We start from the raw sequence: 22915 nt of genomic DNA, 5'->3' as shown, positions 1-22915 counted from the left end.
ATCGTTCTTCAGTTATAGTAAATACAAAGAGGTCCCGCAGTTTGAAGCGGGGCTCATATATAGATAATACTTCAGGAAAGGTGCAGATCATGTCTTACCAAACCTCTATACATTTTGATCCAACAGCCTTACTGATAATAAAAAATGAGGTTGATAACTCGATCAAGTTAGTCGAATCAGCAGTAAGCACCTTGGTAGAAGATCAGACTTTACCTTTTGGCATTGATGATGCATTAACTCAGTTTGAACAATGCGCCCAGGTTCTGGCTCTGATCGACATGTCCAGTCTGGCAAAAATCGCTCAATATTCAGCAGAACTGATGCGCAAGATCATGGGGAATCCAGCGCAGGTTAATACTCAGGATGTCATTGCCTTGAGTGAAGGCACCACCATGCTGAAACGCTATATCGAATTCATCTGCCTGCGTGAAGTGAAAATTCCACAATTTTTGCTAGATACCCTGAACCGCCTGGAACTGGCTTTAGATAAACCGCTGACAACTGAAGGCCAGCATGTAGAATCCTTACTGGATTGCATTACTCCTGACTTTGCATTGCCACAAGCGCCAGGTCTGGAAAAATCCGAATATGTACACTGCCTGTATAAGCTGTCACTGAACAAGCTGATTACTCAGGAAGAAAGTGAACTGGATCTGCAAGCCATCAAACTGGTAGGAGCCTATCTGGCTGGACTTTCCGAACAGCATGATGGCAGCAAGCAGTACTGGAATCTGGTCTATGTTGCCTTCAATAATATCGAGCATCTGATCATTAATGAGCCACGTCTACGCACCTTGGTGGGCATTGAACGTAACATGGCACAGTATTTTAGCTCGGCAGACAGTTTCAAGGCTTCGCTGGCTGATCTGGCCAATGTGCTCAGCCTGTGTATCAGTCAGGAAGATGAAACTGCGCAGTCTATCCGCAGCCAACTGAATGTGAGCGATGACCTGCTGACCGATATGCAATTACAGGTCTTCAGTCGCCATCTATATGGTCCAGACTTTGAAACCATGCATACCATCAGCGAATTGGTGACCACGGAAATGGCGCAAATTCGTAATGACATCGAGTTCAACTATCACAGCATGACACCTGAAAAGACCCAGGAATTACAGGCTCAACTGAATAATCTGGCCAATATCTTCAAGGTGTTGAACCTGAATGAAGCCTATCATGACCTGACCCGTCAGGCTGCTACACTGAGCCAGCCGGAGATGATGCAGGATGCCAGTTTTGCCCAGCAGTTAATGAATGTCATTCTGTCTGCCATGAACTCGATTGGCGTACTGGAGCGTCATCATACTTCGAGCCGTTTGCAGCTGCGCGTCAATAACATGAATATTTCCCTGGACCGTCTGGATGAAGCACATGCTGCTTTACTCACAGAAACCAAGGCCCTGATTGAGCTTTCCAGCCAGATTCTCAGCAATTACCTGCAAGACCAGGACTTGGCTGCCCTTGAAGCTGTACCCGTACAGTTTTACGAGATTGGCGGCGCCATGCTATTCCTGAATGCAGAACATGTTCGTACTGCCTTCGTCACAACTGCGGAATTTATCAAGAACCGTATTGATCTGTCGATTGCATTAAGTCCAGAAGAAATTCATCGTGCTCTAGACACCCTGGCCAGTGCCGACATGATGATTGATAACTTAAAGAACAAACAGCCTGTATTACAGACCATGTTTCAGGTAGCATTGGACAGTAGTGAGAAACTCAAAATAGTTGCCTAATGTCCAAATTATCACTTGCTTATATTTTTCAACAACAGCAACTGCTGGTCGATCAACACTTTCAACTTCCACGGGTTGAAGCCTTAGCAAGTGATTTGCTACTCCACACGGGTGATCAGGTGATTGCCCGTGACCTCCTTCCCGATGAGCCAATTCCTCCAGGCTTGCAACTGCTTCCCATCCGTCAGCTGTTACAGTTCTGGAATACCCGGCAATTTGAACAGGCCAGCCGTGCGGTACAGCTTTTAGAATGGCGTCGTAACCATAAATTTTGCAGTCATTGTGGCACAGCCACTGAAGCACATGCTGTTGAATATGCCATGGTCTGTCCATCCTGCAACTACCGTCAATATCCACGGGTACAGCCTTGCGTTATTACCATCATTACCCGAGGTAAAGACGAGATTTTACTGGCTAAAAATGCACGTAATACCAAAAGCCAGATGCATGGACTGATTGCCGGTTTCGTTGAAGTGGGTGAAACCCTGGAAGATGCAGTACGTCGTGAAACGCTGGAAGAAGTCGGTTTAAAGCTCAAGAATATTCAGTATCTGGCCAGCCAGCCCTGGCCTTTCCCAAGCAACCTGATGATTGCCTTCAAGGCAGAATATGCTGGCGGTGAGCTACAGCTGCAGGAAGAGGAAATTAGTGATGCGCAATTCTTCAAATTCGATCAGCTGCCGGAAATTCCATTCAAAGGTAGTATTGCCCATGCCATGATAATGCATGTGACTCAAGGCACGCCCGTCGCAGACGACACTAAAACCTGGCTATAAGCCTGTACTTAAAAGTAAATTTTTCAAGGCTTAAAAAAAGAACCCAGTGGATAATCGCCCTAGGTTCTTTTTTTTATGTGTTGCTACAGGGTTATCCAGCTATCAGCTCAGGATTTAAATGCATCTTCGAGCGCCCAAAGCACCTGAGACTTGGTCTGGAAAAAGCGGCTAAACAAACTGGAGAGTGAACCCACGATCGTAATATGGCCAAGTTTCGGAATGTGAATCAAATGGCTATGATTGCCCTTCTCTTTCAGTACGCGGACCAAATCATGGCTATTGAAATGCCCGACAATCTTGTCTTTTTCGGCAATAAACAGATAATGCCGGGTTGAGCTATTTCTAACAAAATAATAAGGCATGACCTGCTGATAAGGTACTGCCTGATCAAATGCACCTGCACAGATCGGATCATTTTTATAATCAAAATGATAAGGCCCTGCCAGACCAATAATCGCCCGGATTTGATTATGATCAATAGTGGCAGATTGCGGATGATACAAGGCAGACATCACATTGAATGCGCCGGCAGAATGTCCCATCAAGACCAGATTTTCAGCACAGATCTTCAACTGCTCAGCCGACTGCTGCAAATGATTTAGCAACAAATGCAGATCATGAATATAGGTGGGGAAAATATGCTGTGGTGCCAGATGATAATTCATCACCACTACATCATAACCTTCTTTGGCAAAGGACTCGCCAATAAACTGGTAATCCTTTTTATCGCCATGCAACCATGCACCGCCATGTACAAACACAATCAGGGGACGATGGGGCAAAGGCTGATGACTTCGAAACAGGTCAAAGCGTTGTCGGGATTTCAGACCATAGGCCAATTGGGTTTCGACCATATAACCCTGTTTCGGGGTTAAACGATTTAAAGCATAACTGCCAAAATCGTATAACCGGAAATCTTGATAATGTTGCTGAAACTGCAGAATACGCTGTGAGATTTGGGTTTTAAACTGGCCGACCTTATGGTTCATAGGTCGGTTCAACCGTATCAGGATCAATGGCAACCGGTGTCTGTTCAATACCTGGCTGTGCATATGCCGGTGCAGCAAAATTCTGACTGGCCAGACTTGAGGATTGCTCAACATTATCGATCAGGGTCACGATTTTAGTAACATTGCCTACCTGCTGTAACACCTGATTCAGGTCAGTAATCTCGGCACTGTTTAAACGTCCCATCACATACAATATGCCATCTTCAGTATGAACATGCACCTTGCTATCTGCAACTACAGGCGCCTTCATAATTAAACCGCGGGTATTTGCAGTCACCGCAGTATCCTGCATGATAGTGCTATAGCTGATCTGATTACCGACAGTAATAAAATTATGAACTGCCTTCACATCACTCATGGATTTGACATTGTCTTCGGCCAATTGTTTCAGATGGGCATCTGGCACCTGACCGGTCAGCAGGACATTGCCATGAAAACTTTCAATATTGACCCGGGCCTGCTTAAAGCGCGAGTCCAGTTTATAAAGATTAATTTTTGCAGTACGGACAATCGAGGAATCAATAAATACCTGCCCCAAGGTACGCGCCCCACTTTCAGTTCCGACAGGAGCCGTACCTGTGCCGCTGGAAATAAAACTGGCACAACCTGATAAACTTGCGACACACAGCATTGTTATTGCAATACGCTTAACCACTCAGCAAGACTCCTTCATTTTATTACGTCTTTTCAATCTAATCATCTTTTCCAAGCTCAGATCATGGCAATTCTGCTTGAACTTTACAACGATCTTGAAGCAAATATAAGCATCTTTAGATCTTATTTTGTTTAAAGGTTAATAAACTCTTGATCAAAAGTAAAAGCATTTTCAATCCATTCCAGATCATAAGGGTATTGCGAAAAGTCATGCTGTAGGGTTTTTGCAAATTGCTGTTTAAAATCAAAACAAATCACGTCAAAACGATAGTAATAGTGTGCAAATTGTGGATTTTTCTGAATAAAACACATGGCTGTCTTGAGCATCTTGCCCTGTTTCGCTCTGGAAACCGATTCAATGGCTTGTGCGTATCCAGTTTGTGCACGTGCCTTGACTTCCACAAAGACCAGCTCCTGATCACGTACCAGAATCAGATCCAGCTCGCCATAGCGACTGTGATAATTGGCTGTCAGGAACTGAAATCCATGGTTTTGCATCAATTGGGCCGCTTGCTGCTCTGCCCATGCACCTAGTTGCTGTCGTAGCATTCCTCTTTCGCTCATAGTAGCTTGACGCCTGTGCCACTATACTGAAAACATTGTGGACTACGCTGAATACTATGGTCCGTGATTTCAATCCGGCCAGTTCTACCCTGAAATTCAATATGCTGTAAATGTGGTTGTGACAGGTACTGCTGGGTAATCTGCCAGGCATCTCCCCCGAAGGCAATCAGCCGCTGATAGGACATATCTACCGGCTCTTTGGCATAGGCCTGTACAACATCTGGCCAGTCAGCCAGATAAAGTACCGGAACATCACAGAACTTGATCCCTTTCGGGGGTCTATGCTGCTCGCTGATCGCATTGGCCACGGTATACATCCGTTTATGGCTTAATTCAGGTATGGCAGCCAGCCCTTCTGCATTGCCGAGGTATAACAGCCCTTGTTGTGGCATTAAAAAAATCGGCGCCTTGTTCACGATCTTAAATTTCAGATCACTTTGACTGAACAATGACATCAGCAACAGTTCATGCTCGGCTTCACTGCCCGGCTGGCGTAAAATCAGCAGCTGTTGAATTCCATCTTTGTGCAATAAGGTTTTTAAGGCAGCGGCATCTTCTTTTTTGGACAGGCTGAATTGCCAGACTTGGGGTGATGACCCTGCTACATCATTCAGGCTGAGGGTACGTACTTTAGGTTTGCTCTTGAGTAGTTGTTCCACATCGCTACGTGCCAATGGACCCACCACCATTTTGGTCTTTTTATTGACATGCTGTTTCAGTAGCTGGGAGATATTTTTCTGATTGGAATTGACCCATTTTAATGGAACTTTCTGCCCGGAAGTAGTATAGGCACTGAGAAAACCCTGTTTGATACTCGATGCAGCTCGCGCCAAAGGCCCGGATTCGGGTAGAATGATCAGCACTTCTGCTTGTACGCTGCTGATGTAGCTGACTAAACACAAGCCCAATATTTTATTTTTAATCTTCCATTTTTTATTATTCAATTTATTCCACATGGAGAAACCTATGAGTGCTCAGTTATTTGTTGTTGCGACTCCAATCGGGCACTTAGATGATATTAGTTATCGTGCAATTCAGGTGTTAAAGTCGGTGAGTCTTATTGCTGCTGAGGATACACGAACTTCAGCACAATTACTTAAACACTTTAATATTCAAACACCTCTGACTGCCTGTCATGAGCATAATGAAAGCAACAAGATTGATCAGCTGATCCAACGCCTGCTGAATGGCGAAGATATGGCCCTGATCAGTGATGCTGGCACTCCCCTGATTAGCGACCCTGGCTTTAAATTTGTCCGTGCTGCACAAGCGCATAATATTCGCGTGATTCCTGTACCTGGTGCTTGTGCGGCTATTGCTGCCTTAAGTGCTGTTGGCTTGCCGAGTGACCGCTTCAGCTTTGAAGGTTTTCTGCCATCCAGACAAAGTCAGCGCCTGCTGAATCTGGAAAAACTGAAAGATGAAACCCAGACTTTAATTTTCTATGAAGCACCGCATCGAATTCTGGAGTCCGTTAAAGATATGGCCAGCGTTTTCGGAGCAGATCGCCCGGTCGGTTTTGCGCGTGAGATTACCAAGACCTTTGAAACTATCAAGAAAATGACCTTGGGTGAACTAGTCGAATTCATTAGCAATGATCACAATCAGCAAAAAGGCGAAATTGTTCTGGTGATTGGCGGCGCCACCGAAGAAAAAGATCTGGATCAGGAAAAGCTGGATAAATTATTGAATCGCCTATTACAGGACCTTTCGGTCAAAGCTGCTTCACAACTGGCGGCAGATTTAACCGGAATCAAAAAGAAAGTCGCTTATCAACGTGCTTTAGAACTGACTTCGGCAAACGACTAATTGCTTTAGATATTTCTATCTCATTTTGGTTTGCAAAAAAACACCACATTTAATGTGGTGTTTTTTATAAGAAACAAGTTAATCAATAACTTATTCTTTGGCTACTGATTCATCTGCCGGCACTTCAACAATACGACCACCACTAGCAAGGAAAGCCGCAATCTCGTCTTCAAGTGCTTGACGCTTTTTCAGCTTTGCAGTGACGGTCAAAGTTTCAGCTTCTACAAGATCGGTATCACTGACGACCTCTGTGCTATCGACCGCGCCTTTTTCAGCGGCTTTTGCTTCATCATCGTCAACAATTGAATCTTCAACGTCATCATCATAATCATTCATGTCTGTCATTTGCATCTCCCCAAAAATGGCCCTCGCTTGGTATTCCAAGTCAGGTATCGAATTAAGTGAAATTTAGCAATCTCTTTGACCTTCGCCTAGTACCAAAACTCAAAAAATCGTATCTTTTTTAAACAAAAACGTTACTCTTTATTGGCGTTTGTTTAAAAAATTTACATTTCTCCCTTAAGCTGCGTAGCGTGTGTCTTTGAGTAAACTCAGGCCGTTGGCCTGTGACATAAATGCATCTTTTAATATTGGCTGATTTTCTACCTGTTTTAAACCAAAATTACGTACCCAAACCATTGGGAAGAATGAAGTGGTTTCCATCCAGCCAATCGCAGACATGCTATGCATCATGGCATCGTTCTGACCTTTACGGCGATGTTCATAGCGTTTGAGGGTCTGCTCATGTGCCCATACGCCACGCGCCTGATCATGCAGTAAAACATCACAGAGCACTGCAGCATCCAGACAGCCAATATTCACCCCTTGACCTGCCAGCGGATGAATCACATGTGCGGCATCGCCAATCAGGGCTAAACCGTCTTGAACATATTGCTGAGCGGCACGGGCTTTTAAAGGGAAAGTGGCACGTGGTGTTGCCTGCAATACTTCACCCAGCATATGCTGGCTTTCACGGGTTAATAGCTGGGTAAATTCAGCATCTGGGAGCGCTGCATACTCCTCGGCATAATCCTCTGGCAAGGTCCAGACAATTGATTGCCAGTGTCCCTGCTCTTCTGGATTAAGGCTGGCCATAGGTAAAAAAGCCAGAGGGCCAGTTTCGAGAAAAATCTGACGTGCCATGTGCTGATGAGGCTGTGCAGTTTTAATGGCACAACTGATGCCTGCCTGTTTATAGTCCAGTACATCAATGTCGATGAACGCTTGCTCACGAACAAAGGAATTGGCACCATCGGCACCGATCACCAGCTTGGTTTTAAGCTGAGTGCCATCGGCCAGATGAATGATCCACACACCGACGCCACGTTCCATACGACTAACTTTAACCTGTGTTCTATAATCTTGAACATCTTCCAGCATCTTTTGCTGAATGGCCAAATTCAAAATGCTTGGTTCCACCATCGAGCCTAAAGCCTGCTCTACCGATAGTGTTTTTTCTGAAGACTGGCCAAAATTAATTTCTCCATAGCCATTTTTATTCCAGACCTGCATGCCGGTATAAGGCTGCTGACGTGCTAAATTTTCCCAGACACCCACCGTTTTTAATAGGTGAATGGTTGCCTGACTTAAAGCCAGGACACGCGGATTAGCCACCCTTAAGGTTTTATCTGCATCCAGAATTGGCGCTGCATCCAGAACTGTAGGCTGCACGCCCCCTTGGGCCAGCAATAGCGCAGTGAGCCCGCCTACCAACCCACCACCAATAATGACAACGTCTAATATTTCGTTAGTTTGATTTAAGCTCATGCTTTTAACCCCATGGCATAATTTGCAACGAGTGGCTTGATGCCTGGAATCGTATCAAAGGCGACTAAACCTGTATTACGCATCAATCTTAAAAACGGATTCTGGTTACTGAAACCGCGTACCACTGAATCACAGAACTTGATCACACGCTGCTGGTCACTGAGACGGGATTTCTCATAGTCTAGCAATATTGCAGCATCGCCCAAGTCTGCGCCTTGTGCCTGCTGCTCTTTCAGGTAACGCACCAATACATGCGCATCACGCATACACAGGTTAAAACCCTGTCCAGCGACCGGATGAATCGTATGTGCTGCATTACCCATGAGCACTACACGACCAACAGCCTGCTTTTCAGCTAACACTTGAGATAAGGGAAAACTGAACCGTTTTCCGGTTTTCTGGAATTTTCCGGCACGATCGCCATACGTGTCCTGCAAGGCATCCAGAAAATGCTGGTCATTTTCATCTCCCAACCATTCTCCTTCAGTACCTTTTTTCACAGGCCAGACCACTGAACGGCGATACTCACCCGGTAAGGGCAACAGTGCCAAAGGGCCTAAATGACTGAAACGCTCAAAACCCACATGACCATGTGGCTTCGACGTTTGTACTGTGGTCACAATCGCGACCTGATCATAATCATGTTCTGATGCACCAATACCCAAAGCCTTACGACAGAAAGAATCCCGCCCATCGGCGGCAATAACCAGTTTGGACTGTAATTTCAGTAGAGATTCGCCACGATGCGCTTCGATATAAGCAAACTCTGCATCTTGAGTCAGTGAGCTCACCTGCACACCATCAATCAGTTCAATCAATGGCTCTTTTTTGACTTGAGTGAGAAGCACCCGACCGAGCCAAGCATTTTCAATGACCTGACCAAAGCTTTCGACTTTTTCCTGCTCGGCTTTCAGTCGGGCCTTACCAAAGCTGCCCTGTTCGGTAATATTCACTTCCAGAATTGGGGTAGCATGCTCTTGCAAGGCATTCCAAAGTCCAAGCTCCTGATAGATTTGTACGCTACGACGTGACAAGGCGCTATTACGTGCATCAAAACTGGAATGATATGGCGCAAGATTTTCATCATCATAATTTGGGTATTTGATGGCTTCCAAAAGTTTGACTGCAATATTGGTTTTCGCCAACATTAATGCGAGGCTTAAGCCCACCATCCCACCACCGACAATGATGACTTCTTGTTGCATGCTGTAATCCTTTCAATGTCGTATCTATGCAGATAGATACTTATAATCATGATGGATTTTATATTACATCATGACTCGAGATTTTGACATTGTGATACATGCTGTTGTTGTAGCTTGTTTTGACCTCAATGTTCTGCTGTCTGGCAGACCAGACAAAGGCTGAAATGCATGACTACCAAAAATACTCGGTCAATCAGGTTAGCTCTTATTTAAAAGAAAAGATTAGAATCCATTTTCAAAACTGTAGAAAAAATTAAAGTGAATGAAAATTCACCCTAAATAATTTTATATTTTTAATAGATCATTTTTCTAAGATATCTTTTTATAAAATTGAAGATTTTAAAAAGGATTAATAAAATTTCAGCTTCTATTTCTTCCAACAAGCTCGCTGAGCTAATAATTGGTTTGGTTTGTCTTGAATAGTGACTACGATCCAATCTTCTAGGTAAAGTGTTATCTCTATAAATAATTCCATTTTGACAACTACTTCCCAGACAACGCAGTCCATGCTTATCAGTAACTTCATCTATGGCATTGGTATAGGGAATAGGTCCTGTGGTATTCAGCACACCACTCCAGCCATATCCAAATTTAATATAAGTATAATTTTCTAAATTTTCCGTTATTTTTTCAACCACATTAGCCAAATATTTGTTTCCCGGCGAAGATATAATATTCCATTGTTGGTATTCTTTACCTCTTTTAATCTGTTTATGCTTTCCGAACTCTTCATATTCAGCTGCTCCTCCTTGCCATTCAAAGACTAGCAGTTCATCATCTTCTAAAATAATGTCACTTAAACTACAGGTGGTAAAACTTTTTAAATCAAAATATGCCCCACCTAAGCTATAAAGCAATAAATATCGAAAATAATCAGTTTATGCAGCGCCGTATAATGGATTAATTTTAAGAAACGCATTTAAATATCTGGAAGAATAATGATTTTTAACAAAATCTACCATGGTATTATAATCATAAAAACGGTATTCCCAATCAGGATTATTTTTCAGAAGAACAGCCCTTGCCGTTCTATCTTCTTCAGATAGAAAATTTATTCCTTTTGTATGAATTTGATGAATTATTTTTGGTATTTTCATATTGAGGTACGTCCTTAATCTTATAAATTTTAACATTTTTGGAGCTGGCATTGTTTATATTAATCAAGTATCAGATAAAACATTTCACCTAAAATACAAAATATCGAAGCTAGTAATTAAGTGATTACACTATACTTAAACCTAGTTCCCATATTTAATACAATCAAACTATTCCAAATGGCGAATAATTTCTTCTTAATATTTGAATTTACTATAGATTTCTTAAACAGCGCATGTACTCATTAAGAGCTCTTAAGATAAGACTGAGCACTGATCATTTTATTAACTATCTTTATTATAGTTGTATATTAATGTCCTCACTTTATTTTTTTAACATACAACCATAAAATTAATGTTAGTACTATAGTTTAAATATCAATTAAAATAATATAAAAATTTTTAAGTACCTTCCATCTTCTCATATCAGTAAAAAGGTAAATTATCACATTTACTGTGATAAAAAAGACAATATCTATTGGTACAAATTCAATAGTTACAGACTCTTTTTTTTATGATTGATATTTCTCTAAAACCAGTTTTTTATTTTCAGATAATACTCAGACTAAAATAACACCAGCTTTTCCAGTAGCTATTTAGAAGACTGAATGCTGTAATTTTATCTGATTCTGATGATATTCAATAGCCAGCTCAATTAAACGAGTAATTAAATTAGTGTATGTCATCCACTTGCTTCCCAAAGCTTCGGATATATACTGATGTTGGTAAATCCTGGTAAGGTATTTATTTCATTTACTAAAATTTCCCCATTTTGGTCAGGAATAGAGCCATCTTCGCCCAGCGTTCCATACACAATTGGAAAAATAACATCCAGCTGGAATAAAGCCTGTTCTTTAAATTCAATGACTTGCTTTTTACTCTAATCCGGAATAAAGGCAAGATTTCTACCGAATTGATGCAATGCGATTAAAGACGGATTATCCGAATTTAATAAAAAATGGGTACTTTCATTCAGATGCCCAATCCCATTTTTATCAATCCCAATCAAAGTAATATCAAATTTTTCTCAATCGATCGTATCAACAATATTTCTTGCTGACTGAAGTGAAACTTCATGTTCTGTAGACTTACCGCCAAAGATAATACCATTATTCTTCTTTTGCACGTTATTCTTCTTTTGCACGTTTATATCTCCTTGGTCCTACATAAGTACCCAACTTAACAATAAATTATCGTTATTAATTTTCTGATCATTCAAGAATTTTATGCTTATAAAAGTATAGGAAAATCTCTGTTTACGGAATAAAAAACTAACAAGATAGTAATAAAAAACGGAGCCTAAGCTCCGTTTTTTATTCTGGTATCATAATTAAAGCCGGATTTTAGATTATTCAAAATTGGCCTTATAGCCATGCAAATCATCTAGATCTGCTTTAGCTGTTTAACGCACAACCTTGGTATGATGATCTGTATGGTGTACTGTTTTGCCAAGCTTCGTTCCTGTATAGATCAGGTACAATGCCGACAAACCAACCAAGACATAAATAATTCGAGATAAGGCGCTCATATCACCAAAGATCGCAGCAACCAAATTAAAATCGAATGCACCAATTAAACCCCAATTGATGCCACCAATAATTGTCAAGGCATAAGCAATCCAGTCAATCGTATTTAATCTCATAAGTCTTCTCCTGCTTTTATTTAAGTTTATTTAAGTATCAGAGAAATTATGAGAATATCAGTAGATATAATATGTAGCTTTGATGCTAAAAACGGATTTTCTGTGTTGACTTCCTGTCAATTTTTAAGCTGTAAATTTTAATTAGGTTTGTTTTATTTGACTTGTTCAATATAAACGTAAGTTATATTGCTTGTTGATCATTACGAAATATTTTAAGACGCCTACTTTGCACAGCATATAAGTGTCATAAAAAAGCCGATCTTTCGACCGGCTTTTTTGAGTTTTCTCAGATCAGGCAGCTTGAGCTTTTGCCATCAATGCTTCAATCTCTTCTACCGTTTTGACCACTTTCGCGGTTAAAACCAGTGGACCATTTTCGGTAGCAACAACATCATCTTCAATCCGGATACCAATACCGCGCCATTTTGGATCTACGGTGTCATCATCGGGCGCGATGTAAAGACCAGGCTCAACTGTTACGACCATGCCCTCTTCATATGCACGCCATTCACCATCAACCTTATAAGCACCGACATCATGTACATCCATCCCGAGCCAGTGTCCGGTCCCATGCATGTAGAACTGGCGGAAAGCTTCTTTTTCTATAATGTCGTCGATATTCCCCTGCATCAAGCCAAGATCGAGCAAACCTTGCACTAGGATGCGCACTGCAACATTATGTGGTTCTTTATACGAGTTACCAATTTGCACAGCATTAATTGCAGCAATTTGAGCATCCAGCACTACATTATATAAAGCTTTCTGTTCCGGGCTAAATTTACCATTCACTGGAAAGGTACGGGTAATGTCTGAAGCATAGAACTGATATTCAGCCGCAGCATCAATCAGGACTAAATCGCCATCTTTGAGTTCTTTGTCATTTTCTACATAATGCAGGATACATGCATTTTCACCGCCACCGACAATACTGTTGTAAGCTGGAACACCGCCATTTTTGCCAAAAACATAATTCAGCTCGGCTTCCAGTGCATATTCCATCATGCCCGGCCGTACTGCCAGCATTGCTTGAGTATGCGCATCAGCAGAAATATCGGAGGCAATCTGCATCAGTTCAATTTCATTTGCATCTTTATGCAGACGCATTTCATCGACAATACGATCCAGCTGAATGACTTGCGCTGGTGCAGAAGTCCCACGACGGCTTTCACCACTTGCAGTTGCAATCCATTTCGCGACACGCGCATCAAATTCTGCATGCTGCCCGATGCGATAGAATAACCGATCCTTATTTTGCAGTTTTTCCAGAATTTCTTCATCGAGCAGATCAATCGCATAGGCTTCATCTGCATCATAATCCTGAATAGCTCCATCAATACCTGCACGATAGCCGTTCCAAATTTCCATTTCCCGGTTACGTTCCCGGCAGAACAAACTGTAGCTATAGCCTTCTTCTTCAGTGTCAAAGGTTTCAATCACAGCAACAGCTTCAGGTTCTGCAAACCCGGTTAAATAGAAGAAACTACTGTCTGCGCGGTATTTATAATCTGCATCACGGTTACGCATGGCTACCGGACTAGTCGCGATAATAGCAATACTACGTAAACCGATTTCCCCTGCGAGGATTGCGCGACGTTCCTCAAAAACTGCCTGTGTCAATTTCTTCATTCCACCTTACTTCTTATCGATTAGTACTTTTATTTAGAATATGATCTTGAAACCATACCATCAACTTTACTGTAAACAGCAAAGTATATGCCTGATTTCAAGTATGGCTTAGTTCACTTCAGCATTTCATCAACTTGGACGTTTAGGCGAGAAAATCTCGACAACGCTTTGCGGCTCTGTAGGAGCGGCATCGTTAGGCTGATTTTTTTGACCAAATTGCTGCAGGAGTGGCGTTTCTTCAACTCCTACTTTTTTACGCCCTAAAGACAAACTGACCGGAATCAGGCGCACAAATTCATACAATTCCTGATAGCTTTCTTCACCTTCGGCATCATCGTCCGAATCTTCAAATTCTACCGCGGCTACATCCTGCAAATGTTCAATCAGTTCAACTTCATCTTGGCGGATATGCCCGGACGCCAGTCCAAAACCTAAGACCACACCTGCACACCAGTCCGCCAGTGCCTGCACACGTTCTGAAAGCGTATGTTCATCATCGGGCAGCAAAGGTAAATAATCTAGTTCATCTTCAGACAAGGCATGGAAGATGTCTTCAGCTTCGCCTGTCAAAAGCTCTAATGCTTCGGCATCCAGTTCAGATACGTCCAATGTTTCTAAAATCTGTAACCACTCTTCACTGCTTGGGGCCTGAGTGACACAAACAATGCCCGTCAGCAAACCATGCAGTTCGCTAGGGCTGGAAATCTCCTCAATTGAAGAAAAATTGCGGTGCCATTCGGTCCAACCTGAAATATCGTCTTGCATTCGTTTATCCAATCTTTATACTGCTTATATATTACCTTTGTTTGCAACACTGTGCGACCTCGATATGTTAGAAGAATTACAGCGTCTACAAGTGCAGATCGGCGTGTTAAAAACGCGACTTGCACGGCTTGAAAGTGAAAATTCCAGCTTGCGCGAAGAGCAAGACTCTTCATCAATGCAACATCAACTGCAAATTGAACAAAAGAACAGCGTAATTGCGCAAAAACAACAAGAAAATGAAAACCTGACAGAACAATTGACGGACTCTCGGGCCCAGTTTCAACTGCTTAATAATGATGCAACTGCACTGGCAGACCGTTATGGCAGACTTGAAAAAAGCTGCACCGATCTGAAAAACCGTTTTCAGGAAATTCTGGCTGAACGTAATGATCTGCGGGTACTTAAAGAAAAGATGCTGATTGAACAGCGTCATTCTCAGCAGGAAATCCAGCGTTTGACTCAGGAAGCTGAACGTTTAACCCAAAAAAATGAAAATGCCAAAGCCAAGGTTGAAGCAATTATTCAACGTCTGGCCATTCTTGGCACTGCGCAGGATCATCACGCACAGGAAATTCAACAACTGGCCCATCCGACTGAAGTCATTGAGGAAGCTTCATCATGAGTGAACAAATTGCAATCGATCTCAGAGTATTGGGGCATAGTTTCCGTTTAGCCTCGCCTCCTGACAAGCAGGAAGAATTACAGCGTGCGGCACAGTTATTAAATGAAAAGTATGATGAATTTCGTCGTAAAGCTCCACGCATGGAACCTAGTAAACTGATTATTATGGTAGCACTTGAGTTGATGCAGGAAGTTCTGAGCATGAACCGGTCCCTGCAACAATACGGACATTGCGAACGTTTGTTACAAACCATTTTAGAAGAAGTTGAAGAACTTACTGAATAATCACATATTCCGCTTAAACTTCAGACATTCGAATGAACTGTTTACAGTTCATGAACAGCATGGAGTTGCCACACCGGCATTATTGTTTATAATTAACTTAACTCTGGGGTGTTCGCCAGCGGGTCTATTCCCCTGCCGATACTAACACTTATGGGTGTGGTCTGTATATTTAGAGTGTATGCCCATCTTCGCATGGGAAACCCAGCAAGTATACGTCACATCCTCCTTGAACTCATCGGGTTCAGGGTAACGACACATGCAGCGGCATCTCCGGAGTGCTTATTTTCTTAGTAAAAATATATTATTTATAATCCATATAAAATCCTTTCTAAATCTTCTCTCATCTCAGCATTTATTTCGATCACGCCCCCTTGTATTAACGCAGTCATCTTGTATGCATGAAATGCCTCAAAAGTCCTTTTCACTTTATTTTATTCAAAAACAATCTCTTAAACTATTTTATCCCGATATAAAATATATATGGCCCAGATTGCAGCAGGAATCCAGCCAAAAATCGAAATCTGAAGTAGCAAACATACTACGGATTCGACTGGCCGACGAAGAGTCATAAACAATGACCACGGAAAAATAAATGCGATAATTGATTTCACTTTTTAAAATCCTCTTTTTGCAATGTCTTGAGCTTTTAAGTCCAGTATTTACGAATGGCTAGAACTGCTACTTATATTCAGATATTTTTAATGTGATTAGCAGAATCTCTGTACATGCGAAATCACGTTTAAAAATATCTTGAAAGCCTAATTCAGCCAGCTTAAAAGAAGCTTAAAAAGTTATCTTACATCCACTCAGCTCTTGTATCTTTTCAGCCAGAGTGTTGACGTTTTAATAAAAAAAGTTTTCGCTTAATTTTTGCTATGCAACAGGCTTATATCCAAATAAGGCACTTAGCCTATTTATATTTATAGATTTATTTTTTTGGTCTTGTACTCAAGGGTGATACCCGCCAGATCACGTCTCCGACATCATCTGCCACTAAAATGGCTCCTGAGGAATCCACTGCTACACCAACAGGACGTCCATATGCTTTCCCTTGATCGCTGAGAAATCCGGTCAAAACATCCTGAGGCTGTCCGATTGGTTGGCCATTTTGAAAGGGAACAAAAATCACTTTATAGCCACTATGTGGTTTGCGGTTCCATGAGCCATGCTGACCAATCAGCGCCCCATCACGATATTGAGGCATCAGATCTGCCCTATAGAAAGCCAAGCCCAATGAGGCAGTATGATTGCCTAATGCATAATCCGGTGGAATTGCTCGCGCAACTAAAGCAGGGTTTTGCGGTTTGACCCGTGTATCAACATGCTGACCATAATAACTATAAGGCCAGCCATAAAAAGCGCCCTCTTTGACAGAGGTCAAATAATCAGGAACCAGATCATTGCCGAGCTCATCGCGTTCATTTACCACCGTCCAGAGTGCACCACTCTGAGGTTGCCAGTCCATGCCATTCGGATTACGTAGTCCGGTTGCATAAGGTCGTGCTTGGGCACTATCCAAATCAAACTCCATAATGAGTGCCCGGCCCTGCTCTTGCTCTAAGCCATTTTCAGCCACATTACTGTTGGAACCCACTGTGATATAAAGTTTATTGCCTGCAGGATTGGCAATGACATTTTTGGTCCAGTGATGGTTTAAACGGCCTGCCGGTAAATCCAGCACCTTGGTGCCGGCTGCTGTGATTTGAGTCATCCCGTTCTGATAAGGAAAGCGCATCAAGGCATCAGTATTGGCTACATACAATGTATTGCCAATCAGCGCCATACCAAATGGAGAATTGAGATTTTGCAAGAATACGGTTTTTTGTTCAGCCACCCCATCTCCATTGCTGTCCCGAAGTAGCGTGATGCGGTTGGCTCTAGGATGCGATGAGCCGGCGCGCTGCATTACCCACTTCATGATTTTCCCTTTGATCCCTTTACTATCATCGGGCTTGGATGGTGCATCCGTTTCAGCCACCAGCACATCACCATTTGGCAATACATACAGCCAGCGCGGATGTCGCAGTCCTTTGGCAAATGCCTGAACTTTTAAACCTGTCGCGGGTATAGGCATTTCATCCACAGGCCAGCCTTTGGCAGGCGCAATATTGACCGTAGGCAGCAAGCTTGACTGTGGTTTAGGTAAGTCTGGATCAGAACCATAACTGTCAGTGATGGGCGATTTGGAAGGCATCATACATCCTGTCATAGTCAGGAAAGATGCACAGGCGGTACCAGCAACTAAAAGTCGTATGTGCTGAATAAGCATTTTGATCTCTTTGTTATTATTATCCTCGACTTAACTTTAAGAAACTACAAGTGATGCCACTAGCTGATTCTTGTTTTTTCTGGTTATGAATTGGTTATCAACTTTGAGTCAGGTCTGATGTTTTTCTTGCTGTAAACATAAATTTATTCTGACTCACTTACCCAGGACAACACGACAACATTTCCAGAGTAATTTTTTTTACCTCATTACGACTGAGTCGAATATGAGCCTCTAATATAGAAAGACAGGCGACTGCATCTTGGGCAAGCAGCGCCTTTAAAATCTGTTGATGTTCAGCATAGGTGGCCTCAATCCGATAATCTTTGGAAAAATCCAGCCGGCGTATGATCCGAATTTTTTCGCTGATCTCACTATGTATTTTTGCCATTTCTGCATTGCCGGCTGCAAATACCAAATGACAATGAAATGCTTCATCTTCTACAGATAACCGCCTGAGATCATAGACATACTGTTCTGGTTGAATACACCAGGTTTGAATCAAAATAGCCAGAGCAACCTGCAACTGGTCTTTGGGCTTCTGACAAAGTTGCTCGACTGCATAACCTTCCAATAAAATCCGTAGATCATAAAGTTCTTCATAAGCTTTAAAGTCCAGTGGCCGGACCTGCCAGCCACTTCTAAACTGCACCTCGACATAACCTTCCTGCTGCAAACGATATAAAGCTTGCCGAATAGGTGTACGGCTGACGGCATAGCTTTCAGCAATTTCCGATTCAGTAAACCGCTCTCCCGGCATCAGCTTAAAGTCAAAAATATCATTTTTAATTTTCTGGAAAACCAGCTCAGACAGATTGTCTGAGCTTTTTCCTGTCGCTTTAGTGGTGGCTGGATTACGGACAATAGTCATGGCTCAATCCATTACTCCATATAAACCAGTGGTTCACCACTATGCACGGTCTGACCAGAACGGCAGATAATCGCTTTGACAATGCCATCATCATCAGCATAGACCGGCAGCTCCATTTTCATGGCTTCAATGATGGCCACCGTGTCGCCTTTTTTCACAATCTGCCCGGCTTCTACAAAAATCTTCCAGATATTGCCGGTCATAGAGGCGTTGAGAGGGACATACTGGCTGTAATCGGTATCATCCTGCAGCACTTCTATTTCTACAGGTGCATCAAACTCGTCTTTCCAGCGTTCTACCTCGGTACTAAAAGCAGCCTGCTGCTGCGCTTTAAAGGCGGCAATGCTGTCGTGTTCTGCAGCAAGGAAATCCTGATATGCTGCAAAGTCAAACTCGCATTCTTCAATTTTGATTTCTGCCAGACCATGGGCGAAATCAGCACGGAACTGATCCAGTTCAGCCTCAGTAACCTCATAATATTTAATCTGGTCAAAAAAGCGTAAGAACCATTGCTGATCGCCAAACTGCTTGTTCTTTTTAAACTTGTTCCAGATCGGCACGGTACGGCCAATCAACTGATAGCCACCCGGTGAGTCCATGCCATAAATACACATATACATGCCACCAATCCCGACTGTACCTTCAGCGGTAAAAGTACGGGCCGGATTATATTTGGAACTCAGTAAACGGTGGCGCGGATCAATAGGCACTGCACAAGGTGCAGTCAGATATACATCACCTAGCCCTAAAATCAGATAGTTGGCATCAAAAATAATGTCCTTGACCTGTTGGCGGTGACTTAAACCATTAATCCGCTGAATAAAATCGACATTATTCGGAAGCCAGGGGGCTGTGGCACAGACGCTTTCCTGATAACGCTCAACAGCACCCAGAGTCGCCGAGTCCTCAAAGGCCATGGGTAAATGGATAATTCTTGAAGGGATTTTAATGTCACGCAAATCGCCCATCTGTTCTTCAAGACCAAGCAGGAAGTGAATCAGTTGCTGCTGGCTCAAACGCAGACCATCATATTTAATCTGCAAGGATCGCACACCAGGTGATAATTCCAGGATACCGTCAAGATCAGCTTCACGGATCAGTTGCATCAAGCGGTGTACGCGCAGGCGTAGGGCCAAATCCAGTACGTTATCACCGTATTCCAGCAAGATATAACTGTCACCTGCCTGACGATATACAGCTTTTGGTGCATCTGGTGTAGCTTCACGCAATGCCAGAATACTTTCTGCTTGAACTGCCACGACTTCAGCCTCGTAGGGCATCTCTGCCTTGGCAAAGTTTTGGAGGGTTTGAATTTGCTGCCGCTCCAGCGCATTGGCCTGTTCTACCGAAATTGGATAGAAGCTAATCGTGTCATCGGCTTTCAGTTGACCAATTTTCCAGAGTTCAGCTTTGGCAATGGTCACCGGACAGACAAAGCCACCCAGGCTCGGACCATCTTTGGCAAGGATTACGGGGAAGTCACCGGTAAAGTTGATTGCACCAATGGCATATTCACAGTCATGTACATTGGATGGATGCAGACCCGCTTCACCGCCATTTTCACGCGCCCAGCTTGGCGTCGGTCCGGTTAAACGGATACCCAATCGGTTCGAGTTAAAATGCACTTTCCAGCTTGATGCAAAAAACTCCTCAATATATTCAGCTTTAAAGAAATCAGGAGCGCCATGCGGACCATAGAGCACACCAATTTTCCATTCCTTGCCATAACTTGGAATCAGATCTGTTGCCAAAACTTCAGGTTCTGCAATCGCCAAAGGTAGACCATCGGCCGGCAGCTCAGGATTCACCATCTTAATCATGTCACCAGCCCGTAACACTCGGCCTGCATGTCCACCAAAATTACCTAAAGCAAAGGTAGAACGGCTACCCAGATATTCCGGTACATTCAGACCATTTCGCACAGCCAGGTAGGTCCGGCATCCAGATTCAACCTGTCCAATTTTTAGGGTTTGGCCTGCTTTTACCTGAATAGGCTGCCAGAAATTTACTGCTTCATCATCCAGACTTACCGGACAAGGTGCGCCAGTTAAAGCAATGATATTTTCTGCATGAAATTTGAGGATTGGACCTTGCAGGGTAAATTCAAACCCGGCGGCGGCCTCGACATTCCCAACAATTTTATTGGCCAGCCGGAAGGCATAATCATCCATTGGGCCTGAAGGCGGTACACCAATATCCCAATACCCGACACGACCCGGATAATCCTGAATCGAACTTTGTGTACCCGGCTGAATCACCTCAATCACATTCGGCACATATTTGAAATCATCCAGCATGCGTGTCCAGATCTGCATCTGTTCAAAACGTGGATCTGAAATAACAGTATGCACATAATCCAGATTGGTACTAATACCATTCAGGCGAGTTTCAGCTAAAGCTGATTTAAGCGTATGAATGGCAGTATCACGATCTTCAGCATGCACAATAATCTTGGCAATCATCGGGTCAAAGTATTGGGAAATTTTAGTTCCGGTACTCACCCAGGTATCAACCCGGACATTTTCCGGAAAAAAGACATCGGTCAAAATCCCTGGACTCGGCTGGAAATTCTTGACTGGATCTTCGGCATATATGCGTACTTCAATCGCTGCACCCCGAGGCTGAATACTGCTTAGATGCTTCCAATCCAAAGTATCGCCTGCTGCGATTTTCAACATGCATTCGATCAGGTCTAAACCGGTCACCATTTCAGTGACAGGATGTTCCACCTGCAAACGGGTATTCACTTCAAGGAAATAAAACTCGTCACGTGCTGCATCGTAAATAAACTCAACCGTACCGGCACTGCGATATTTCACCGATTTGCCCAGTTCAACTGCCGCCTGATGCAGTTTTTGACGGGTTACATCAGGTAAATGAGCCGCTGGTGTTTCTTCTACGACCTTCTGATTACGGCGCTGTAATGAACAGTCACGCTCACCCAAAGCCACTACCTGTCCCTGTCCATCTCCAAAAATCTGAACTTCGACATGACGGGCTTTATCCACAAAGCGTTCCAGAAACACCCCGGCATCTTTAAAGAACTGCTCACCCAGACGTTTTACACTTTCATAAGCCTCTCGAAGTGCTTCTGCATCATCACAACGGGTCAAGCCAATTCCGCCACCGCCTGCTGTGCTTTTCAGCATAATTGGATAACCAATTTTTTCAGCTTCTGCCAAAGCTTCGTCCAGACTATTTAGCAGACCTGTACCGGGAGTCATGGGTACATTGGCAGCTGCAGCAAGTTCACGGGCACGATGTTTTAAACCAAACTCTAAAATCTGCGCAGCTGTGGGTCCCATGAAAGCAATGCCATTTTCTTCGCAGGCACGGGCAAAATCAGCACTTTCTGACAGAAAACCATAACCCGGGAAAATTGCTTCGGCCCCGGTATTTTTGGCTGCAGCAATCAGCTTTTCGATACTCAAATAGGTATCGCTAGGTTTAGTTCCTTGCAGAGATACGGCAACATCTGCATCAAGTACATGCTGCGCATAACGATCTGTTTCTGAATAAACGGCGACACTGGTTACACCCATTTTTTTTAATGTGCGAATGGCGCGAACAGAAATTTCGCCGCGGTTTGCAATCAGTACAGTCTTAAACATATGAATCCCCAGTTATTTTATCTATTTTTTGAATCTGTTGAATGGCTCTGTTTCATTTTTTTATTGATTCAGCTCATGGACATAGACCCGCTACCTACCAAGTTCACTGATCTGTAATGCAGGTGCAGATGCACGCTATCCACATATACAGCTTTCCTGAATGCATCAATTTTTTCTTTCAGATATGTGCCAGTCGCAACCAAAATACAGGCAGACCCAGTGCGCTCGAATTGCGCATTGGGTTGAGCGGGATTTTTCGGTGAGAACTGTTTTTACTGATCGGCCGCACGCCATTTCAGGACTGTCCAGTCGATCATTTTGTGAGGAAGCATTCTGTATCCAATCTTGTATCCAAGTTTGAATACAAATATGCAGAACTTATGCCAGTTTTATTTTTATATTAATTTCAATATTTTAATATTATTTAAGATGTCCCAATGAGAGGGAAATTTGATTAGATGACTGTTTTTGGTTCAGTCTGTTTTCAATTCGGTGCAAAAATTATTCTGGAACTCATATTGCATGATCTGCATCCCTTCAACTTGTACAACACTGATATAAAAGCCTATCTATTAATGAACCTTTAAGGGAACCATTCAGCTTATATCTTGGG

Annotated in this window: 23 protein-coding genes and 1 other RNA gene; 6 read left to right on the top strand and 18 right to left on the bottom strand. The window is 43.0% G+C overall.

All coding sequences use genetic code 11. From position 1 onward, the window contains the following. The first annotated feature begins 89 nt into the window (after positions 1-89). Positions 90-1736: a chemotaxis protein gene (locus tag VXQ11_RS00970; RefSeq protein ID WP_416705204.1), complete on the top strand. Its 1647-nt coding sequence runs from the start codon at positions 90-92 to the stop codon at positions 1734-1736. Next, complete coding sequence (nudC, locus tag VXQ11_RS00965; RefSeq protein WP_416679911.1) at positions 1736-2512, top strand: NAD(+) diphosphatase; 777 nt, start codon at positions 1736-1738, stop codon at positions 2510-2512. The genes VXQ11_RS00970 and nudC overlap by 1 nt, the downstream gene beginning before the upstream one ends. A 107-nt stretch (positions 2513-2619) precedes the next feature. On the opposite strand, the gene VXQ11_RS00960 is transcribed toward nudC, so the two are convergent. The 4 genes from VXQ11_RS00960 to VXQ11_RS00945 form a co-directional block, all read right to left on the bottom strand. Beyond that, a complete protein-coding gene (locus VXQ11_RS00960; protein ID WP_416705203.1) occupies positions 2620-3501 on the bottom strand; it encodes an alpha/beta hydrolase in 882 nt (293 codons plus the stop codon). Then, a complete protein-coding gene (locus tag VXQ11_RS00955; RefSeq protein WP_064095568.1) occupies positions 3491-4177 on the bottom strand; it encodes a BON domain-containing protein in 687 nt (228 codons plus the stop codon). The genes VXQ11_RS00960 and VXQ11_RS00955 overlap by 11 nt, the downstream gene beginning before the upstream one ends. Before the next feature lie 131 nt (positions 4178-4308). Continuing rightward, positions 4309-4725 (bottom strand): YraN family protein, encoded by a 417-nt coding sequence (locus VXQ11_RS00950; protein ID WP_416680035.1) that lies wholly within the window; start codon positions 4723-4725, stop codon positions 4309-4311. An 11-nt stretch (positions 4726-4736) separates the two neighbouring features. After that, positions 4737-5696 (bottom strand): penicillin-binding protein activator, encoded by a 960-nt coding sequence (locus VXQ11_RS00945; RefSeq protein WP_416679909.1) that lies wholly within the window; start codon positions 5694-5696, stop codon positions 4737-4739. 10 nt (positions 5697-5706) lie between these two features. On the opposite strand from VXQ11_RS00945, the gene rsmI reads away from it, so the two are divergent. Continuing rightward, positions 5707-6549: a 16S rRNA (cytidine(1402)-2'-O)-methyltransferase gene (rsmI, locus tag VXQ11_RS00940; protein WP_064101450.1), complete on the top strand. Its 843-nt coding sequence runs from the start codon at positions 5707-5709 to the stop codon at positions 6547-6549. A gap of 90 nt (positions 6550-6639) precedes the next feature. On the opposite strand, the gene VXQ11_RS00935 is transcribed toward rsmI, so the two are convergent. From VXQ11_RS00935 to VXQ11_RS00890, 10 genes are all read right to left on the bottom strand, one after another. Then, positions 6640-6894 carry a hypothetical protein gene (locus tag VXQ11_RS00935; RefSeq protein WP_004646359.1) on the bottom strand — a complete coding sequence of 85 codons (255 nt, stop codon included), beginning with the start codon at positions 6892-6894 and terminating at the stop codon, positions 6640-6642. A 174-nt stretch (positions 6895-7068) separates the two neighbouring features. Further along, the gene (locus tag VXQ11_RS00930) at positions 7069-8316 is read right to left on the bottom strand and encodes an FAD-dependent monooxygenase (protein ID WP_416705202.1); all 1248 of its coding nucleotides are present in this window, start codon (positions 8314-8316) and stop codon (positions 7069-7071) included. Further along, the gene (gene ubiH / locus VXQ11_RS00925; RefSeq protein ID WP_416679905.1) at positions 8313-9521 is read right to left on the bottom strand and encodes a 2-octaprenyl-6-methoxyphenyl hydroxylase; all 1209 of its coding nucleotides are present in this window, start codon (positions 9519-9521) and stop codon (positions 8313-8315) included. The genes VXQ11_RS00930 and ubiH overlap by 4 nt, the downstream gene beginning before the upstream one ends. A gap of 293 nt (positions 9522-9814) precedes the next feature. After that, the gene (locus VXQ11_RS00920; RefSeq protein ID WP_416679904.1) at positions 9815-10378 is read right to left on the bottom strand and encodes a hypothetical protein; all 564 of its coding nucleotides are present in this window, start codon (positions 10376-10378) and stop codon (positions 9815-9817) included. A 21-nt stretch (positions 10379-10399) separates the two neighbouring features. Further along, positions 10400-10618, bottom strand: coding sequence for a hypothetical protein (locus tag VXQ11_RS00915; RefSeq protein ID WP_416679903.1), 219 nt, complete (start codon positions 10616-10618; stop codon positions 10400-10402). 679 nt (positions 10619-11297) lie between these two features. Further along, positions 11298-11429 (bottom strand): hypothetical protein, encoded by a 132-nt coding sequence (locus VXQ11_RS00910; RefSeq protein ID WP_416705201.1) that lies wholly within the window; start codon positions 11427-11429, stop codon positions 11298-11300. A 213-nt stretch (positions 11430-11642) separates the two neighbouring features. Further along, positions 11643-11759 (bottom strand): hypothetical protein, encoded by a 117-nt coding sequence (locus tag VXQ11_RS00905; protein WP_416705200.1) that lies wholly within the window; start codon positions 11757-11759, stop codon positions 11643-11645. 258 nt (positions 11760-12017) lie between these two features. Continuing rightward, complete coding sequence (locus tag VXQ11_RS00900; protein ID WP_064095577.1) at positions 12018-12257, bottom strand: DUF378 domain-containing protein; 240 nt, start codon at positions 12255-12257, stop codon at positions 12018-12020. A gap of 291 nt (positions 12258-12548) precedes the next feature. After that, on the bottom strand, positions 12549-13883 hold the full coding sequence (pepP, locus tag VXQ11_RS00895; RefSeq protein WP_416705199.1) for a Xaa-Pro aminopeptidase: 1335 nt from the start codon (positions 13881-13883) through the stop codon (positions 12549-12551). Positions 13884-14012: 129 nt separating this feature from the next. Beyond that, positions 14013-14648: a UPF0149 family protein gene (locus tag VXQ11_RS00890; protein ID WP_064095579.1), complete on the bottom strand. Its 636-nt coding sequence runs from the start codon at positions 14646-14648 to the stop codon at positions 14013-14015. 64 nt (positions 14649-14712) lie between these two features. On the opposite strand from VXQ11_RS00890, the gene VXQ11_RS00885 reads away from it, so the two are divergent. The 3 genes from VXQ11_RS00885 to ssrS all read left to right on the top strand — a co-directional run bounded on the left by VXQ11_RS00885 (position 14713) and on the right by ssrS (position 15835). Then, positions 14713-15270: a hypothetical protein gene (locus tag VXQ11_RS00885; protein ID WP_064095580.1), complete on the top strand. Its 558-nt coding sequence runs from the start codon at positions 14713-14715 to the stop codon at positions 15268-15270. Continuing rightward, on the top strand, positions 15267-15554 hold the full coding sequence (locus VXQ11_RS00880) for a cell division protein ZapA (RefSeq protein ID WP_064101456.1): 288 nt from the start codon (positions 15267-15269) through the stop codon (positions 15552-15554). Before VXQ11_RS00885 ends, VXQ11_RS00880 begins: the two co-directional genes overlap by 4 nt. 97 nt (positions 15555-15651) lie before the next feature. After that, positions 15652-15835, top strand: a non-coding RNA gene (gene ssrS, locus VXQ11_RS00875) — 6S RNA. Between the two features lie 168 nt (positions 15836-16003). Here ssrS and VXQ11_RS00870 read toward each other — a convergent pair. The 4 genes from VXQ11_RS00870 to uca form a co-directional block, all read right to left on the bottom strand. Next, the gene (locus VXQ11_RS00870) at positions 16004-16165 is read right to left on the bottom strand and encodes a YqaE/Pmp3 family membrane protein (protein ID WP_081406339.1); all 162 of its coding nucleotides are present in this window, start codon (positions 16163-16165) and stop codon (positions 16004-16006) included. A 317-nt stretch (positions 16166-16482) separates the two neighbouring features. Further along, positions 16483-17763, bottom strand: a complete 1281-nt coding sequence (locus VXQ11_RS00865) for a PQQ-dependent sugar dehydrogenase (RefSeq protein WP_416705338.1) — start codon at positions 17761-17763, stop codon at positions 16483-16485. A gap of 217 nt (positions 17764-17980) precedes the next feature. Continuing rightward, positions 17981-18691, bottom strand: coding sequence for a GntR family transcriptional regulator (locus VXQ11_RS00860; protein ID WP_064095583.1), 711 nt, complete (start codon positions 18689-18691; stop codon positions 17981-17983). Positions 18692-18702: 11 nt separating this feature from the next. Continuing rightward, positions 18703-22302: an urea carboxylase gene (gene uca / locus VXQ11_RS00855; RefSeq protein WP_416705198.1), complete on the bottom strand. Its 3600-nt coding sequence runs from the start codon at positions 22300-22302 to the stop codon at positions 18703-18705. Positions 22303-22915: the final 613 nt, after the last annotated feature.

It is taken from the genome of Acinetobacter sp. 197, from assembly GCF_048148385.1.
GTDB classification, from domain to species: domain Bacteria; phylum Pseudomonadota; class Gammaproteobacteria; order Pseudomonadales; family Moraxellaceae; genus Acinetobacter; species Acinetobacter pecorum.
This window is presented reverse-complemented; position numbering and strand designations above follow the sequence as displayed.